Origin of the sequence: Xenorhabdus anantnagensis, assembly GCF_028598555.1 — a bacterium.
Lineage (GTDB): Bacteria > Pseudomonadota > Gammaproteobacteria > Enterobacterales > Enterobacteriaceae > Xenorhabdus > Xenorhabdus anantnagensis.
This window is the reverse complement of the sequence record NZ_JAQRFN010000012.1, coordinates 1-17,080: the sequence shown is the minus strand read 5'-3', so window position 1 is coordinate 17,080 and position 17,080 is coordinate 1. Positions and strand designations below refer to the sequence as shown.

17 protein-coding genes and 4 pseudogenes are annotated in these 17,080 nt (G+C 36.6%); 10 read left to right on the top strand and 11 right to left on the bottom strand.

Going from position 1 to position 17,080, the window contains the following annotated elements:
- Positions 1 to 31: 31 nt before the first annotated feature.
- Complete coding sequence (locus PSI14_RS10970) at positions 32 to 1,657, bottom strand: Eco57I restriction-modification methylase domain-containing protein (protein ID WP_273575919.1); 1,626 nt, start codon at positions 1,655 to 1,657, stop codon at positions 32 to 34.
- Positions 1,647 to 1,835 carry a hypothetical protein gene (locus PSI14_RS10965; RefSeq protein WP_099111933.1) on the bottom strand — a complete coding sequence of 63 codons (189 nt, stop codon included), beginning with the start codon at positions 1,833 to 1,835 and terminating at the stop codon, positions 1,647 to 1,649. Before PSI14_RS10965 ends, PSI14_RS10970 begins: the two co-directional genes overlap by 11 nt.
- A 573-nt stretch (positions 1,836 to 2,408) precedes the next feature.
- Between PSI14_RS10965 and PSI14_RS10960 the strand changes: the two genes are divergently transcribed.
- Positions 2,409 to 2,588 carry a hypothetical protein gene (locus tag PSI14_RS10960; protein WP_273575918.1) on the top strand — a complete coding sequence of 60 codons (180 nt, stop codon included), beginning with the start codon at positions 2,409 to 2,411 and terminating at the stop codon, positions 2,586 to 2,588.
- A gap of 598 nt (positions 2,589 to 3,186) precedes the next feature.
- Positions 3,187 to 3,453, top strand: a complete 267-nt coding sequence (locus tag PSI14_RS10955) for a helix-turn-helix domain-containing protein (protein WP_273575917.1) — start codon at positions 3,187 to 3,189, stop codon at positions 3,451 to 3,453.
- Positions 3,454 to 3,881: 428 nt separating this feature from the next.
- Here PSI14_RS10955 and PSI14_RS10950 read toward each other — a convergent pair.
- Positions 3,882 to 4,259 (bottom strand): annotated as a pseudogene (locus tag PSI14_RS10950) (transposase); the annotation flags it as partial.
- Between the two features lie 87 nt (positions 4,260 to 4,346).
- Positions 4,347 to 4,989, bottom strand: a pseudogene (locus PSI14_RS10945) (IS1 family transposase); the annotation flags it as partial.
- Positions 4,990 to 5,063: 74 nt separating this feature from the next.
- Between PSI14_RS10945 and PSI14_RS10940 the strand changes: the two are divergent.
- The 3 genes and pseudogenes from PSI14_RS10940 to PSI14_RS10930 all read left to right on the top strand — a co-directional run bounded on the left by PSI14_RS10940 (position 5,064) and on the right by PSI14_RS10930 (position 6,493).
- Positions 5,064 to 5,453, top strand: a complete 390-nt coding sequence (locus tag PSI14_RS10940; protein ID WP_273575916.1) for a hypothetical protein — start codon at positions 5,064 to 5,066, stop codon at positions 5,451 to 5,453.
- Between the two features lie 36 nt (positions 5,454 to 5,489).
- Positions 5,490 to 5,720 (top strand): annotated as a pseudogene (locus tag PSI14_RS10935) (IS1-like element transposase); the annotation flags it as partial.
- A 230-nt stretch (positions 5,721 to 5,950) separates the two neighbouring features.
- A complete protein-coding gene (locus PSI14_RS10930; protein WP_273575915.1) occupies positions 5,951 to 6,493 on the top strand; it encodes a hypothetical protein in 543 nt (180 codons plus the stop codon).
- Positions 6,494 to 6,692: 199 nt separating this feature from the next.
- On the opposite strand, the gene PSI14_RS10925 is transcribed toward PSI14_RS10930, so the two are convergent.
- Entirely contained in the window at positions 6,693 to 7,409 is a 717-nt protein-coding gene (locus PSI14_RS10925; RefSeq protein WP_273575914.1) for a LexA family protein, read from the bottom strand.
- A gap of 151 nt (positions 7,410 to 7,560) precedes the next feature.
- Between PSI14_RS10925 and PSI14_RS10920 the strand changes: the two are divergent.
- Positions 7,561 to 8,018, top strand: a pseudogene (locus tag PSI14_RS10920) (hypothetical protein); the annotation flags it as partial.
- Between the two features lie 138 nt (positions 8,019 to 8,156).
- A complete protein-coding gene (locus tag PSI14_RS20195; protein ID WP_370688846.1) occupies positions 8,157 to 8,327 on the top strand; it encodes an IS3 family transposase in 171 nt (56 codons plus the stop codon).
- Positions 8,328 to 8,791: 464 nt separating this feature from the next.
- Here the strand turns inward: PSI14_RS20195 and PSI14_RS10915 are convergent, their stop codons facing one another.
- On the bottom strand, positions 8,792 to 9,022 hold the full coding sequence (locus PSI14_RS10915) for a hypothetical protein (protein ID WP_273575913.1): 231 nt from the start codon (positions 9,020 to 9,022) through the stop codon (positions 8,792 to 8,794).
- Between the two features lie 184 nt (positions 9,023 to 9,206).
- Between PSI14_RS10915 and PSI14_RS10910 the strand changes: the two genes are divergently transcribed.
- The 3 genes from PSI14_RS10910 (at position 9,207) to PSI14_RS10900 (ending at position 12,913) form a co-directional block, all read left to right on the top strand.
- Positions 9,207 to 9,980: an N-acetylmuramoyl-L-alanine amidase gene (locus tag PSI14_RS10910; RefSeq protein WP_273575912.1), complete on the top strand. Its 774-nt coding sequence runs from the start codon at positions 9,207 to 9,209 to the stop codon at positions 9,978 to 9,980.
- 1,171 nt (positions 9,981 to 11,151) lie between these two features.
- Positions 11,152 to 11,796 carry an Ail/Lom family outer membrane beta-barrel protein gene (locus PSI14_RS10905; protein ID WP_306309270.1) on the top strand — a complete coding sequence of 215 codons (645 nt, stop codon included), beginning with the start codon at positions 11,152 to 11,154 and terminating at the stop codon, positions 11,794 to 11,796.
- Between the two features lie 682 nt (positions 11,797 to 12,478).
- The gene (locus tag PSI14_RS10900; protein ID WP_273575911.1) at positions 12,479 to 12,913 is read left to right on the top strand and encodes a lysozyme; all 435 of its coding nucleotides are present in this window, start codon (positions 12,479 to 12,481) and stop codon (positions 12,911 to 12,913) included.
- A 184-nt stretch (positions 12,914 to 13,097) separates the two neighbouring features.
- Here PSI14_RS10900 and PSI14_RS10895 read toward each other — a convergent pair whose 3' ends face one another.
- From PSI14_RS10895 to PSI14_RS10875, 5 genes are all read right to left on the bottom strand, one after another.
- Complete coding sequence (locus tag PSI14_RS10895; protein WP_273575910.1) at positions 13,098 to 13,493, bottom strand: VOC family protein; 396 nt, start codon at positions 13,491 to 13,493, stop codon at positions 13,098 to 13,100.
- Positions 13,494 to 13,638: 145 nt separating this feature from the next.
- On the bottom strand, positions 13,639 to 14,232 hold the full coding sequence (locus tag PSI14_RS10890; RefSeq protein ID WP_273575909.1) for a lytic polysaccharide monooxygenase: 594 nt from the start codon (positions 14,230 to 14,232) through the stop codon (positions 13,639 to 13,641).
- Positions 14,233 to 14,881: 649 nt separating this feature from the next.
- Positions 14,882 to 15,688 (bottom strand): OB-fold protein, encoded by an 807-nt coding sequence (locus PSI14_RS10885; protein ID WP_273575908.1) that lies wholly within the window; start codon positions 15,686 to 15,688, stop codon positions 14,882 to 14,884.
- A gap of 133 nt (positions 15,689 to 15,821) precedes the next feature.
- A complete protein-coding gene (locus PSI14_RS10880) occupies positions 15,822 to 16,166 on the bottom strand; it encodes a hypothetical protein (RefSeq protein WP_273575907.1) in 345 nt (114 codons plus the stop codon).
- Between the two features lie 408 nt (positions 16,167 to 16,574).
- Positions 16,575 to 16,757: a hypothetical protein gene (locus PSI14_RS10875; protein ID WP_273575906.1), complete on the bottom strand. Its 183-nt coding sequence runs from the start codon at positions 16,755 to 16,757 to the stop codon at positions 16,575 to 16,577.
- Positions 16,758 to 17,080: the final 323 nt, after the last annotated feature.

Genomic DNA, 17,080 nt, shown 5'->3' with positions numbered 1-17,080 from the left:
CTTCTCGTCAATTTCTTATCCAGAATTCGGGTTACTTACGTAAACGCCTATCTCTTAATTTACGCCAAATACTCATTAGATCATCTGTATCTTGTTCAGTTAGTCCCAATTTTGAAAAAATTGAAACGCCTTGCAATTTCATAGCTTCTTCAACTTTTCCATCTTTTACAAGTTGGTTAAGGGTTGCTAGATCGTGCTCATATCCTTCAATCACAGGGATGTAGATTTTTTCGATTTCAGATGGGACAAGTTCTAATACCCCACCACCATAATAGCGTCCTTCTAACTCAGCAGTTATTGCAGTCAGTGGATTCAAGAAACTACAAACAAGGTTTTCTGCGCTCGTAAAGGCCGATCTGACACGGTAAGCTGTGTCAGTAGTATAAGCTTCAATTTCATTTAAAATCAGGCGTGGAGCTTCATGGCAGCGTTTTAGCATACCTATTTCAGTGCTATAAACAGAAGGAACTTTATACCATGGCTTACGAATACGGCACTTATAACGCTCATGATACTTTTCAGCTTCTCCCAATTGGATATAGTCTTTTACCGTTGTTGATAGCTGTTCAAATTCATCTGCTATGTACAAGAAGTTTGTTGGCAAACCTTGTTCTTGATTCGTTTGGTGTTGCTGAATGTCATACAAAATACCAGGGCAGTGCTGGCTACGCCCAAACATAGGGTGAGAGTATTTCTCTAACTTGAAATGATTAACCGTTTCATTATCAACTAAGAAGAACTTGTTGGCTCCCGTTACTATACCAACATCGACCTCTGCAATGTCTTTGAACTTGTGAACAGCATCATGGCTAATCAGCTTTTGGATAAGTGCTAACTCGCTTTTTTGTAAAGCCGCTCGTGTCCACTTGCCTTTTACAGTTTCGCCATTAATGCCTAATGTATTTATAAATAGCTCTTCTGGACTATCTTCAAGAAAATCGAGACCATTTACACCTACGATTCCTACACCTTCTGATGGTGTTGACGGATCTTCTTTTTTTTCAGCTAATATAATTACCGCACCTTGAAGTGTATCTTCGAACCAAATTTCTTTGGGATCGATAATGACAATTTTTGAACAAATTCTTCCCATGTAGCCACGCAAAGACTGAGCGTGCATCACATGAATTATTTCTGACGGAATGACCATAGCCATCCGTCCACCTGCTTTGAGCATGGCAAGTGATGAAAGTAGGAACGGAACCCATGCGTTAGTGTGCTTAGTAAATTTCTGCTCCAACTGTTTAAAAACAAGTTCTGCTTGTTCTTGAAAAGATTTTTCTAAAAATTGATATCTGATAAACGGAGGGTTACCAATTACAGCATCAAATTGAACTTTCCCTTCTTTGATTTGCTTATTAGCCCAAACAAGAAAATCCCCTTCGGCAACAGTTGCATTCTGAAATTTAAGCGATTCACAACGTTCTAAAGCTTTTTGCGCTTCGATATCAAAAAGTTCGAAACATGAAAGGGTTAAGGCTTTATCACAGTCATTATTATGTAACGCTTGAACAAACACACCATCACCGCAACTTGGTTCTAAAACTGCTTCTGGCTGCTTTCCTAATGCCCATTTAGCTACGTAATCAGCCAAGTGTTGAGGGGTGTAGTATCCCCCTCGAAGTTTTTGTGTTGTTTGATCTGCTTTAAATTTCATTGTCTGCCTTTGAAAAAATTTTAATCAATTCAGTCTTTTTTTCTTCGATATGTTGTTGAGCTTTATCTACAAACCAGTCTTTAAGTGTTTGTTGATCAAGTGCAAGTATCGAATAAAGCGATTTCTTTAGCTCAGGATCGACTTCAAGAACGATACGACCTGATTCACCTTTTGCCATGAGTAAGTCACTTAACTTATGTAATATTGGTTATCTATATTACATAAGTAACATAAGGAATTAAAGATGAATTGTCCGTTTTAGTGGGGCAACTACACAAACCGCCAAAATTAGTCACATAATGAAATTATATTTGATAAATTAAATTCCAATTAACTCATAACATAAGCTGTTGACCCTACTGACCACCGCCGCTAATATTCCACTTACACTAATGATCCATCGCCTGCCAGGATCGCCTTCGGGTGGCGAAACAAAACTCTCGTAGCCTGAAAGAGAGAGCAAGAATTGCGGTACATTTGCGCACCTTTGGAAGCAGGTATTGTCAGACATAAACCCCTTGTCTGGTAATGAAGGTCTCTTAAACTAATAGATAACCCAAAAGGATATCTTTATCTTGTTACCGAAGTGTATTGAACGTAAGTTCATACACTGGCTTTTCAAATCAACATAAACCCTATTTTCCTTTATCTTCTATGAACAGCAGTATAGCTTTTGCGCATCCGTTCATACTTTTATCTATCCCTATTTGAATTATTCAACCGACAATTTTTCTACAGCTAATCCATTAACATGACTACCATGTGGCACTTAACCTTACGGCGTTTTGCTATGCCTGATGGCACTTCAACGTTCGCACGATTTTTGCTGACTGTTTACAGAACTCAAGGCGTCACTTTTGGCTGGTTTATCGCTGAAAGTGACGCCGCAGCAAAAGGACAACACACCCCTGATAAGCTCTGGCTTAGTTAACCACACAGTGAATCTGACACTGTATTTTATAGATTGAAAAAGTATCAAAAGGAGAAATTGACGATATCGAGGCTGGCCTTTAGTCGGTGGGGATGACCTGTTTATACAGGCGGAAGTACCGTGTACTCAACCGATACCCCGCAATACCTCAACTTGCGTTCACTTTGGCGCACAGATATCGATCAAGGGCAAAGCAGGTATTTTTTGTTTTGTCCGAACTGTCGCGCGCCAGAGATTGCATGTTGTCAGGTATAAGTAAGAAAATTAATGAACTGGTTGATTGGGAAATTAAGCATTTGGATCGCTGTCCGTTATGTTGAGTGGGTTTATAGTCGTTAAACTTAGCCGTTCGGTTATTGATTCAGATAAAACAATCAGTTAAAGTTTCCCCGCCATTGGCACAATCCAGTGGTAAGGTTTCGCAGCCTTGTAATGAACTATCCACTGGTAGGAAGTTTCTACCAGTGTGTCTGCTATCGCCTTTTCAATGGCGGTTCAGGTGGGGGAGGCTTCGGCCTCGCCGGTTGATAGTTCCCGGTACTGCGAACCCTGTCTGAATCGCCACCATCAATATTAATTAATGGAAGGGGTAGCAGGAATGAATAACAATATTAAAAATGATTGGCATCAGGCCGATATTATTGCTGCATTGCGTAAACGTGGTACAACTTTAGCGGCTGTTTCTCGTGAGTCGGGACTCAGTTCATCTACACTGGCAAATACTCTCAGTCGTCCCTGGCCTAAAGGTGAATGGATAATCGCGGATTATCTCGGTATACATCCCTCTGAAATCTGGCCTAGCCGTTACTTTGATATGTATGGTCAGTTAATTGAGCGTAAGGTTCGCGATAAATCTCAGGAGTAACCCGTTTTAATTTGTGATCTAGTTCATAAAAATGATAAATGTTTATATGAAGCCTTGAGCGTGAAATAGTAGCCAAATTTGACCATTTCCAAATCTCATGGCTTTTTTGCTTTAAAGTGATGATTAAACAGTTATAAACCTATTTCCACGTACAATCGACCAAATTTGATGTAACAAAATAATGTGGGGGTACAACTGGGGGTATGTAAGTTTTTTAATAAAATTAATTTATTAAATATTAATATGTTAACATGCCAGTATTGCGCTCTCCTCCCAACGAAAACTCCAAAATAACGCTCCATTAACGTCTACTGGCATCTATTGCAATGTACCCCAGTCAGGGGGATATATAGGGGTAACTATTGATAAATATAGGTAGTCAAATTGTCAGAACAGCTTTGCGTATGCTGATATTAACGGGTGTTCCCCTCTCGTGCGCGATGCGCCGATAAGATGCTTTGCTGCTCTTCTGTTTTTACCGATACAAAACGCATATTCGGTCGTGTCACCGCTTCACAAATCGCTTCCGCATCTGCTGCATCGTTTTTATTGGTTTTGACATAGGATTTAACAAACTGTAGAGCCATTAATTTTATCTTATGGCCAAAACTTCGCAGCTTGCGTGCCCAATAATGCGCCCCACTACAGGCTTCCATACTAATAAGGCAAGGTGGAAGGTTGATGAAAAACGTCAGCATTTTCGCGCGTGGTAGCTGTTTTTTAAGCCCCGTTTCATCCTGTGCATCAACGTCATGGACCTGAAAGACATTTTTTGCCAGATCGATACCAACCGTTGTAATCTTCATGGTGGACGCTCCCGTTATTAAATGGCTGTGTTTAATACACTGCCATTTTGGCACACTGATGCCGCTTGAATGGGGCGTCCATCCCATTATTTCCTCCGATTTAGAATACCCTATCGTTTTTCTATTCAGTCTCTTTAACCGGGTACGATGAGTTAAATTGTTTTTTTCTAAACGTTGGGTGAACGTCTTCCCAGTAAGATGTTTTTCTTCAGGAAGGGAACCATAAGTGGAATAATTATCTGTACAGTAACACTGGATATTAAAAGGGGTTAAAAGTGCGAGAAGTTTGTCTAATGGGCTTCTGATACGGTCACCAAAAACATGGGCGACTACCCGCTTTAGCCGGGATCCCAAGCATACCAGAGCCAGCGCGGGTTTTCCTTGCTACCGACAAAGGACCCTTGCTCATCGATTTCACAAATGAGCTGAATATCACGTCCATCAAGAGGAAGCGTTGTCACGTTTCGGGGGTTGAGTTTTTAAGGGTTTTCATGACCGTTGCCGTCGCGACTTTCAGCACACGGGCAGTATCGCGGACACCGGTGTTATTCATTGCCATATCGACAGTTTGTTCTTTAACACCGGGTTTGCAAGCTCGGTAGGTGTATTCCAGCTGAAAGACCTTGCAGCAGGCATAGCAGCGATAACGGGGATGGCCTCCGTTTCCTTTCCCATGTCCTTTGACTGCGAGCAACTTTGGGAAGATATTCAGGATGTGCGGAAAAAACAAATAACAGGAGGTAAGATGGGAAAAATAAAAGAAAAGATTAGGCAACGTTTTTTACGGAAGTATCTTAAAAAAGATTGGCAACTTTTGAAGGAAAAACTGATTGGTTGATTTTTTGTTTTTTAAATTTATATGTTGTTATTGTTTTATATTTTATGGAAATAATTATTGGGATTTTATATATGGATGATGAAGTGATATTTAATAAATATGAAATACTTAATGGAAATCTATTAAAATCCAATGCATCACATGGTATGCCATATTTGATGCTTGCACAAAAAGATGGAGAGTGTTTTTTAATAAAATATTGGCTTAGAGTAATAGAAAGTGACGATGATATTCTTGAAAGTGTATGGCAACATGAGCTGAGACAATTGCAAAGGTTAAAAGGATACCCTGGTGTAGGTGACTATATTGTTTATCCTATTGAAGCAAAAAAATCGGTCACGTATTCAATTCGTTGATGGTTATGTATAATCGCCATTTTTCGGAGAAATTAAATGGCGACGGTTGAGGTAAAATGTCGATTTTGTCAGCAAATTGAATGTGTTAAAAAGCATGGCAAAGGCGATGCAGGGCACCAACGCTATCGCGGTTTCTCCTGCAAACGAACCTTTCAACTTGGTTACGCCTATCGAGCGTGGCAAGCGGGTATAAAAGAACAAGTCGTTGATCTTGCTATGAACAATGCAGGTATCCGTGATACTGCCCGTGCATTACATATCAGTATTATTCTAAATCACCCGAAATACACGATAAGGTCATTGGCACGTTCATTGAGCGTGAATGCTATATTTAATACTAATCAACGGATTGAATACGTAACCCATCTTTCTTTTCAGAAAAATAAATTGGAATAAAAAAGTAAAACAAAACATTAATATTATGTATTATATTTTACCTATCATCAGTAGTGATAAAGAAAAATTATAAATATTTGGTTGAAATAAGGGAGTTTATTATGATAGATCGGGATTTTAAACATTTGAGTTCATTGCTTGATGATTTTTTTTCTGATGATGAGATTTGCAATAAGTTTCGCCTCCTTGAACAAGGAAATATCACAGGTTGGGAAGTATGGCTTCAAGTTGAATTTTCTTATATGCTTTCTCAAACAGAGCATGAATGGTGGAGGGAATACGCATTTAAATGCGATAATAGAAAAATAAAGGATCAAAATCACCTAAAACCTGACTTCATTTTAAGAAAAAAGGGATGGACTTTGGATACATATATGGCCGTTGAGTTTAAACAAAATACGAATCCAACTGTATGTGTCAAAAATATGGTTTCTGATTTGGATAAGATAAGCAAAATTAGAAAATCTGAGGTTAAACTAAGAAGTATTTGGGCTGTTGGTGTGACTAAAGGGATAAGTTCTACTAAATTAGATAGCCTTGTAGAACAATATTTATATGATGATGTTTATCAAACTAAAAGTAGAAATAAACATATTCAATTAAAGCAGATAGGTGAAACCCCTTTTTATTACGTTATTATGTAATTATATTCATATAATATTATGTGAATATAACCGAATACTTTTTGTGATCTTGACCATAGATTTCAAGCAATATAGTGGTGGTAGATAAACAAGTCCCCAGAAATATAGTTTACTATAGTGACTGGGGCAATAAAAACAGCTAAGAAATGGCAATCTTAATGATAAAATTATAGGTAGTTAAGTCATTTCATGGCCTAGTTTAAGGTAATTTTCTAATCCTAGCTTCCACAACCACCCCGACAATATTCACATGATGATTACTAAGGGAAATCATGTTGTATTGAGGATTTAATGGTTTTAAAAACGTATCATATCCTTCTGTAATCAGTTGCTTGAAAGTCAGTTCTTTCTCTCTATCGAGTTTTGCTACGACTAAGTTGTTGGGGACTGGTTTAACTTCTGGATCAACTAAAATGATCATACCCTGCGGTATGCTTAGCCCATTTGGCGACACCATTGAATCACCTTTTACTTCCAGCCAAAAAGCACGTTGTGAGCATTCAATAGAAGTTTCATATACCTTTGCGATGCGGTTTGTCTGGTATTTTGGTGTGAGATCTTCGCACCAATTACCTGCATTTATCCAGTCGAGTAGCGGGTATTGCTTGCGATAGGGTATCTGACTAGCAAATGCAGCATTATCACCATAGAGAACAGTGACGAGTTTCCTTGCTTGTTTATCCAGCGATGGGCTGAAATCTGCAATCTGAACTTCCAATTTTTGGGCAAAATAGGTTGCCATCTCCAAGTTGAGGGCGTTTATCCCGTTGAGATAGTGTGAAATTGCACTTTGTGTCTTGTCAATTTCTTCTGCAAGTATTTCCTGAGAGATGCCGAGCTGCTTTTTCTTGGCCTCAAATAGCTCTTTTAAGCGTGCTGCATCTGCAAGTTGTTCTGTTGTGAGTTTCTTTTTCATGAGTTCATTTTAATACCAATGCTATTGAAATGATAAATACTAAAAGTATTTATATATTTAGTACCTTGAGTATTATTTTGAGCAATCATGACTCCCGATTTCGCCGATGGGGCAGGCTTGAGTGCGAAAGCATCCAAAGCTGGCAGTATTACTTTTAGGGTATGAATTTTTCCCGGCAACCCGGCAAGGATGCCGCCAAATGTTATCCGGGATGAAATCCTTTGGGCCATTAATCAGGCTGGGAATTGAATGTACAGGATCTTATGGCGCGGGTTTACTGCGATATCTCCAAGCCGCGGGGATTGAAGTCCTGACGGTCACCGCTCCCGATAGAATGGAACGCCGGAAACGGGGGAAAAGCGATGCAGTTTATCTGCACACTGGCCCTACGCTACCTGGAATGACAGGATGAGATTAGTGAGCTGGACGTCATGATAGCCGCCATCGTTGATGATCTTGCACCGGAACTGCTCAAATGCAAAGCGGGTCGGGGAAGGCCATTCAAAACTTGAGGCAATACGTTGCTTAAAACGCTATATATCGAGGGAGGTCTTTACTTTATTGCGTAATCGTAACCGTCAGATCAATAGCATACAAATAATGACTTGATACTTAGAAGGGCATCAGCGGGAGCCAATACACGAGTCAGCAATACCGGGACTTACTCCGCAGCGATGTTATGAGAGCGGGTCAGGAGGATGTTGGGGCGTGTTGGGATAATGCTGTTGTTGAACGTTTCTTTGGCAGTTGAAACGGGATTGGTTATTCAAAACCCACCACGAAAACCAGACGGAAATGAAAAAAGATGTCCTGGATTATCGGCATGATTACGATTTAACCCGATTGCACACAGCCAATAATTATTTAACGCCCGTGGAATATGAAATGGCCTTCAAAAAAGTGTCCGATTTTTCTTGAGCAGAACAGTGAGTGGAGGTATCTCTACAGTTGAAATAAAAATGCCACCGGCCCATGTGCGTTGGGTACGCAATAGGAACGGGGTGGTAGCATGGGTTATCAACATTCCTTTAATCACTCTGAGAATGGGCAAAGAAATATTGACTTTCATTTTATACGTTGACTAATTGTTAAGTATTATTGGTTTATTGTTAGGTGGAGCTAATATTATTAGGCTTATTAATCTTCGATAATAACGTTACACGTGGAGAGTAAAATGAAAAAATATCTTCTTCCTTGTCTATTGACAGGTGCTGCTCTTTTAGCTTCAATGCAGACTTATGCTCATTCTCCCAGCGCACCATCGATTGGCCCTGTATGCGTTCTAACACCCACAGGGGAACATTGCGTAATACCCTTTCCTCCACAACCCATAATTCCAATTCCCCCTATATTCCACCGACAAATTAACCAAATTAAACATACTAATAAAATCGAGTAGGACGGTTCATTTTTGCCGTCCTCTCATCACTCACCCACACTGCGTCCTGACATTCTCCTGCAACCCCAGCATCATTTGCTCTGCGGTGGCAATGCGTTCTCTGTTTCGCAATACGTGATTTACTCCCCATGTATTTCACTGCTCCCCCCCCTCTCTGTTGGTTCCACCAGAAAATAAAAAAGGCCACGCCAAAACCGTCAGTATCGTTTAACAAAGAGTGAATGCTACAAGGTTGTGAGGGCAACCGTTGTGATGAAAATGATCAGGTAAGACCGTGAGTCAGCGAATCTCATCGCAGTCGCAGTATTGTAGGAAATGATTTAATATTTACCGTATTATACAGCAAAACAATGAAGGAGAACCTTAATGAAGAACTACAATAATCAAGGAGAACAATGATGTATAAAATTGATTGTAATTCATATCGTTCAACCAAAAGTTTTAACAGACGTTCCCGTTTTTTAGTTATGCACTATACAGCCTTGAACTTTGAAAAATCTGTCCAGGCATTGACAGGGAAGCTAGTCAGCGCCCATTACTTAATTCCAAATCCAGGTGATCCGACTTATCAAGCGGCCGGGTTTGATAAAATTCACATATTCAATTTGGTCGATGAACTTGAAAGAGCTTGGCATGCTGGAATAAGTTCTTGGGCAGGACGAGAAGGGTTGAATGATACATCCATTGGTATTGAGATTGTGAATGAAGCTAGAAATAGTTCTGGTGTTTTCACTTTCCCACCTTATCATCCTGATCAAATCGTTGCGATTAAAGAGTTGGCCATAAATATCTTACAACGTTATCCGGATATTAAGCCGACTCATGTTGTCGGACATTCAGATATTTCATGGCAAAGAAAAACGGATCCAGGCCCATCTTTCCCGTGGAAAGAGTTATATGATGCGGGAGTCGGAGCATGGTATGATGAAGAAAAAAAGCAAAAATATATTGAGCAATTTGAGCTTGGTTTACCTGATGTTATTGAGGTTTTAGAAAAATTCAAACGCTATGGTTATGATATTACCGGAACAGAAGAAGAAGAAAATTTTCAATCTCTAATCAAAGTGTTTCAAATGCACTTTCGTCCGTCACTTTATGATGGTGTAATAGATATAGAAACCATTGCCATTTTATATGCCTTGGTTGAAAAATACTTTGATAATAAATCATAAGTTCTGATGAAATAGGCTTTATAGATTGCAAGTTGCAGTTCACTAATTGAACTGCAACTTGAAAGAAGAGGGATAGAGAAATTGTTTTATTTGTCACTGTTTTCATCGGTATTTTGATATAAAAATTAATTGTCCAATGTATCCTTCCTTTATCAGTTATTATAATCTATTAATTGAAAATCCTGTATTCAGAGAGCATGTTATGGTTTCTTATGAAAAGTTAAGAGTAACCTGAATATACATATTATCATCCAGATGATCGTTTTATTACTGTTATTTATTCCACTATCAGGTAACCAGAAGTCAAAGTAACACTCTGGTTTTTTAAGATGTTTATGAAGCCTTGTGATTTTTACCCTTGATGAAAAATTAAAATTTATTAGGAATAAAACACGAAGTTAAATTAAATTATTTTATATCACTAAGTTTGGCATGGTTGAAATTATATATCTATATAACAATGTGATATAAAATGGTTTTTTGTTTCTTAATGAAATAATTGAAAGCATGATTTTTTATTAGGCATCTGATATTATCCGATAAGATGTTATTGAATTTGGTAATTTACCATCTATCTTTTAATTTACTATTTATCAGTTCTTGTTTAATCTAATTATCGAAATGTTTAGATTGAAATGAAATTTATTTTCTGATCACAAAGCTGGAGTTTTAAAGCTATTATTACAAGTTTGGGTATGGTGATTTTTAAAAATATAAGATAAGGATTATATCATGCGTTCTTCGTGACAGATCGGTTTGATTATCAGATTCCAACTGCGAATTTCTCAGATCAAATTTTGCAAAAAAATGCGACTGAGCTAGTTTCATTAATAAAGGATTATGTAAACTCTGATTCGATTAAAGTACATTGATTTATTTTAATTTAATATGAAGAAGTGTCTATGTATATAGATTACTTATTTAATGTCTAAATATAATCTAATTAAATTTATGTGACTATTAAGATATATCTTAAAATTTAAAATTAACTCAATTATTTTATAATTATATATTTTTTAAGTTAAGCCTCTTGTTTTACATGAGATGTAAAGATAATTTATTCACTTTTTGATAAAAACTGATTTTTTTGTAACAAATTGAATTTTAATTAAATTTATAACAAATGTAGTCTTTGTGTATATGATTGGTTTTTATTATAGAAAGTTGAATTATGAATATAGGGCTTGTATATTATGCAAGCTTTATTCTGATAGAGCGAATACATCGCATAAATGAAAGAGAATCTTTACTTATAAAAAAAATACTATTGACAGCCGCTATTACTGCGGGAATATCTATACTTGCTTTTAATGCCAACGCCAGCCATAGTAATAAAAATACTATTTCTTTGGGTTATGCTCAGAGCAATGGATCGTTAAAAAATAATCTTGAAATCTATCATAATGATAAGAAGATGGATACAAAGCAGCATGGGTTAAACTTGAAATATCGCTATGAATTTAATGAACATTTTGGTGTTATCGGCTCATTAACTTATACTCAATATATACATAAGTATGACTATTTTGGGTCATCCTCAAAATTCGAATGGAAAAATACTTCTTTGATGGCTGGTCCAACATATCGCTTTAATGATTATATTAGTGCATATGGGTTGATTGGTGCGACCCATAATAAAACAGGGTTTTCTGAAGTAAAAGATAAGCATATTCAGACGAAAACATCACTATCTTATGGCGCAGGATTACAATTTAATCCTGCCTCAAATTGGGCTATAGATGCTTCATATTCATATACCAACTTAAAATACGCTAAGCTTGGTACTTGGGTATTGGGTGTTGGTTATCGTTTCTAAGTTATCTTTACTTATACTGTTATTTTTTCTTTAGTTATAAACTTCATTTTGAAATTTACTTGACTTTTAATGAGAAATTTTTAGATGCTCATTTTTGCCCGAATTCTTAGTGATAAGATTTGGGCTTTTTATTATTGATATAATATATATTCATGTGATTTAAAATTTATTGGATATATAAGCCAGATTTTTCAGAATGGTAGTTCAATGAGTAGTGCGTAAATAACGAAATAGGAAGGAAGAGCTGTATCAACGATAAAAAACCAGTTCTTTTTTGAACTGGCTTATCTCTGTACTGTGACAGAGCTTACATAAAGCGAGTTGCTGACAACCGGATAACAACGCTGTGTACGTTTGAGAGGAAAGATTTTACAGATTTCATGATGATTTCCTTTGAGGGTTATAAATTGTGATTTACTTCACGAAAACCTAAATTCTGAGGAGAATTTTATGCTCAAAACAAAAAGAGTCAAGATATTTATTAAAATATTTTTTTAAAAATTAAAAAAATTTGCAATACTGGCTAATCGACTGAAATTTAATGATTTATTTTTATTTTGTTTTTCTGTTAGCCCGTTGCAATTGTAACTCCAGTGATTTTTTCTTCATCTATACTTGATATATGGATTGTTTTCTAGACAAAAAGCAACCCTGATACTCGATCTAATTGTGGAGAAAATGAATGGAAATCAGTGAAAGCGGCATTAATAAGCTCAAGAATTACGAAGGATTGAGATTGAGAGCATATTCAGATCCTGCTACTGGAGCGGAGCCATGGACAATCGGATATGGTCATACAAGGGGAGTAAAGCCTGAACAAGTGATTACTGCGCAGCAAGCTGACGCGTTTCTGTATCAAGATCTTGTTCCTATTTATGGAGCTATTCAGCGGTTGGTTAAAGTACCTCTAACACAAGGGCAATTTGATGCTTTGTGTTCGTTTATTTTCAATTTGGGAATTGGTAATTTTACTCATTCAACATTGTTGAAAAAATTGAATGTAGGTGATTACCAAGGTGCAGCAGGGGAGTTTTTGAAATGGGATCACGCCGATGGGCATGAGTTAGCAGATTTACGTGTGCGAAGAGAATCTGAGCAGCAAACATTTTTATTATAAAATATTCATTAGATTTCAAGGTGCAGTGCCGCCTGTAACACTGCAACTTGAAAGATGATGGATATAAAGCTTGGATTTGATGGCGCTATACATGACCAAGCTGTCACTAATAGATTAATTGAATAAATGCTCAATATGATAAAGAGTAATTTTTTGAGTAGCCCATCAATCATAAAATAAATAACTAAATTTCTAAGGCTCCATGTTGCAATACAACACGATAACCATCAATATCTTCGAAAGTTTTTCCACTCTTATCCCAATAAGGATTATAAGAAGGAACCGGGATAAATCCGGCACCTAACATTAATTTTATCTGTTCCTGCCATTCAAGTTCATTTTCTATATAAAATACTAATAAATTATCTTCGGTTGGAGCTTTACCAACAAGTGTATTGTGATGATGAGTGAATTCAAGATGCCAGGAGTGGTTGGGATGTCCTAACATAATACCATCAAAACTATCGTGATCTTTGAATTCGCCTAGTATGGTGAAATTCAAACCACGACAATACATTTCTGCAATTTTAGTAAGGTTATCTGTTGGTCTGGCAATTCTAAGAATAGTTGATTTTTTCATATTTTTTCTATATGTAGAATTGGATGGAGGAATATATCTTATCTGAAAATAATTTGTTTTTTTAGGGAAAAGTGCTGATAAATAGTCAGCACTTTTTATATTTACATGATACTTATAAATAAAATGTTATCCTCATTAAAAAATATTATTTAATGTCAACATCAATAACTTGATAGAAGGCATTACCAGTATCAGAAATTGTCCATACGCCGAGAATAACATTATATCCTGAGCGGTCAGGAACATCACAGTTTAACGTAACATTTTGGGCTGGGCTTTTCCCATGATCAAAACGCTCGCAGAAGGGTTTTAAATCAAATTGAGCGCGTGTTAGGGGTTTATTTGGATCCCAGTCGGGTTTAGTAATAAAGAATTGCCACGAGGTAGTACTATGACGGGCTGTTATTGTCCATTTAAAGGCGTTGCTTCCTTTATTGATAATAACATGATGCCAGCGGTCTGCACTTTGTTCATTGAGTTGTTTAAATTGACCAACACCACCGCTGGCAATTTGTCCATCTGGTGGTCCTCCTTGAGGGAAGCCTTTGGGGCCTTCAACTGACTGTGGTTCATACATGATAGGCCCACAGTTTTTATTGATGTCTTTTTGACATAAAAGTGCTCTGCTTGGTGGTGTATCAATATATCCATGATTCGAATTTGGTTTGGCAATACTAGAAAGTGGGATCGCACTAAAAGCCGTCAATCCCACCAAAAGTAATGACTTTTTAATGTTCATGGTGAATTTCCTATTTTTTCCATACTTGACTGTAAAATAAGGGAATTGAATTTTTATTGATATGTTAATTAGTTTGTGAAATTTAATTTATTTCTTACGGTAATGCACAGAAATATTTATAACAAAATTAGTTAATTATAAATACTTAATTTATGATAGGGGTATGCCAGAAAGACAATAGTGAGAAATATGGTTGTCACTGGCTTTGGCATGATTATGGATGATAGGAAAAATCCTATTTTATAGATTTTTAATAATAAAAATCCCTCCCTGAGTTCAGGGAGGGAAAGAGCGAAATAAAAATAAGAAGCAAATGAGGGCGTACTAAGCAAGTGTAATTTTTAATACACATAATTTAAAGTAGACCTAAATAGAAGAATATGCAATAAACTAACCTTAAAAAAAGCAGAGGTACGATATTTTTGCGATTATAATACGGGGTATTATCAATTTAATAAACTAAATGGTAAAGATTATCGAAGCTAAGTATTTTAAAATCAATGAGTGAATTTTGTCATCAGAAAGAGGTGTTATCCTTGGTGAACAAAATAAACTTTTTCGCTTGAAGTAATACTCTTGGTGAGATCTATGTAAGCTCTAAATTCAACTTTAATGGATAAAAAATAGCCCCGTGATGGGGCTTTTTATATTATTTCAGTTGTTCAGGGCTTACCCCTAATTTTTCTATTACCGCTTTAAGTTCTTCATTGTTTTTCAAGTTATCTTTGCCGTACTTAGAGAGATTTGAAGAAAAACATTTTTGGTCGGTGATGCTGCACGTTTTAAAATCATTCGTCACCACAGAAGCAAGCTTAACGAAAAGAATTATTTTTTTATCATATTCGTTTGCTTTGCTTGGATTTTTTAAAGCTTTACTCACAGATGAAGCAAGTTTATCAATCAGCTCATCGATCGCAACTGAAATTGGAGTGCAATCTCTGACTGACGGAGAACCTATAATGACACTCCCACCAACGCAAGCATATTTAACCTTCTGATTTTTACTTAATTCAGCAGCAAGATCTCTATATTTTCTGTCGAAATTGACATGAACCTTATTAAATATATCACCTGTTTTTAAGGTAACAACTGGAATATCGCCAAAGCTAGAATCTATAGAATCAACAATACCAGAGATAATAATTTTCTTACTTTTGTAGGTCTTATCACCTTTAGCTTCATTAGCAGCATAAACTTTTTCCATTTCTCTAGCTGATACAACTAAGTATTCCGTATCCAGCTGTGTATCTCCTCCATTAAAAGCAGTCTCCACTTCATCGTGAATCATGTTATTAATGGCTTTTGATTCATTTTCAGTAAACTTAATTGCATTATTGGATGATGTTATTGCAGGAGAAGCATCCCCCTCTGGTTTATCTTTATCCTTACCAACAATAAGTCCAATTACGAACAGGGCAACAAACACTATCCCTACCCATTTCAATACTTTTTTCATTTAGATACCTATTTTTATTAAGTTAGATAATTATTTTAATTGCATATTTAAGCACCTAACGTCAAGTTTTGTTGGTGTTTTTCTATACAGTTATCGTGCGATTATAAAGCCCCATAAGGGGCTTATCTTACAATTAACTCGCTATTGCGGTTTGTTTTTTACTTGCTCTTTTCTTTAAAATCATTGAAATGATAAGTGCCAATACAAAAAGAACGATATGGAAGCCAACATAGAACCAATAAAGCCCTACGCCATCTTCACCATTACTGTGCATTGTGGCAGCGGTAGCCATAATACTTGGCGATAAAAAGGCCGTAGAAATGACATTAATACCAAATGTCACACTGGATAATGTTGGACTCTTGTAAAATGCGATAAGCGCAAAAACACTACAGAACATAGCGATGAATATGCCACCAACAGGAATAAAAATAGACAGAGCAGAAAATATAAGAGCAATAATAGCTAATGCTTTCATTCTTAAACATCCCTAATTAAGGCGCCAAGATGTTCAGAAGCCTACCACATGAAAGGCTGGGTTAATTCCCCATAAGGGTATTATATTCACCACCATCTCGGCATTGTTAAATTTAATTTTTACTTGCATTCGCTTTATTTAAGCGATTTATTTGTGGTAGCGGTTCTGACACCAACAAGAATGATATTTTCTTATTTGATTTTTGTCAAAAAAAACATGCAATTAATCACTAATGGGATTAGTTATTCACTAATGCATAATTTGTGCATTCAAGTTCTTGAGCAATGCCATCAGCAGAATATTACCCCGCATTTTCTGGTGAAGGAGCTGTAATATGTTGTTTAATTTTTATATCTCCTTATCTAATCATCATCTATTACTGCTATTTTTAGTAGAATTTGCAATAAACTAACCAATCATGGAACCATTCCCAGCATTAACAGTAGCAGTAATCTGTTCTAACTGAACAGCTTCATCTTTGACGTCTCGCAAATTATTTATCCACTTAACTACTTGCCCGATAGTTTTATTGTAATACTCCATCACCCAATTAAATGCTGCTTGAAATGGTTGTTTAATTCGTTCCTTCATCTTAGAGAATCACTTGCCGATGTCACCAACAAACTTGCTTATACTCTTCTCATTCAGCCCAAACAAGCTAAGAATGAACTTGAACGCCTCTTTAAACTGTGTGGTTATCAGGTTAAATACCTTGCCTAGCTTCTGAGTCCATAAAGTTCGCCTGACGATGCTCATAAGTGATGTTAAGTTATCAAGAAAAATTAATTGCAAATTGCTCACCATAACCTTCCAATAGCGTATTTAGCTCATACTCCATTGTATCTTGAGTCCAGGTGATAAAACGTCGCCAGTGGTATTTGGCTTGTTTCCAGACGATTTCAATCAGATTCAGC

Coding starts and splice junctions, on each gene's coding strand:
- PSI14_RS10900 (WP_273575911.1), top strand. CDS start 12,479: ATGGAAATCAGTGAAAGCGGCATTAATAAGCTCAAGAATTACGAAGGA.
- PSI14_RS10910 (WP_273575912.1), top strand. CDS start 9,207: ATGTATAAAATTGATTGTAATTCATATCGTTCAACCAAAAGTTTTAAC.
- PSI14_RS10925 (WP_273575914.1), bottom strand. CDS start 7,409: ATGAAAAAGAAACTCACAACAGAACAACTTGCAGATGCAGCACGCTTA.
- PSI14_RS10930 (WP_273575915.1), top strand. CDS start 5,951: ATGATAGATCGGGATTTTAAACATTTGAGTTCATTGCTTGATGATTTT.
- PSI14_RS10885 (WP_273575908.1), bottom strand. CDS start 15,688: ATGAAAAAAGTATTGAAATGGGTAGGGATAGTGTTTGTTGCCCTGTTC.
- PSI14_RS10960 (WP_273575918.1), top strand. CDS start 2,409: ATGACTACCATGTGGCACTTAACCTTACGGCGTTTTGCTATGCCTGAT.
- PSI14_RS10880 (WP_273575907.1), bottom strand. CDS start 16,166: ATGAAAGCATTAGCTATTATTGCTCTTATATTTTCTGCTCTGTCTATT.
- PSI14_RS10875 (WP_273575906.1), bottom strand. CDS start 16,757: ATGAAGGAACGAATTAAACAACCATTTCAAGCAGCATTTAATTGGGTG.
- PSI14_RS10890 (WP_273575909.1), bottom strand. CDS start 14,232: ATGAACATTAAAAAGTCATTACTTTTGGTGGGATTGACGGCTTTTAGT.
- PSI14_RS10955 (WP_273575917.1), top strand. CDS start 3,187: ATGAATAACAATATTAAAAATGATTGGCATCAGGCCGATATTATTGCT.
- PSI14_RS10970 (WP_273575919.1), bottom strand. CDS start 1,657: ATGAAATTTAAAGCAGATCAAACAACACAAAAACTTCGAGGGGGATAC.
- PSI14_RS10895 (WP_273575910.1), bottom strand. CDS start 13,493: ATGAAAAAATCAACTATTCTTAGAATTGCCAGACCAACAGATAACCTT.
- PSI14_RS10965 (WP_099111933.1), bottom strand. CDS start 1,835: ATGGCAAAAGGTGAATCAGGTCGTATCGTTCTTGAAGTCGATCCTGAG.
- PSI14_RS10905 (WP_306309270.1), top strand. CDS start 11,152: ATGAATATAGGGCTTGTATATTATGCAAGCTTTATTCTGATAGAGCGA.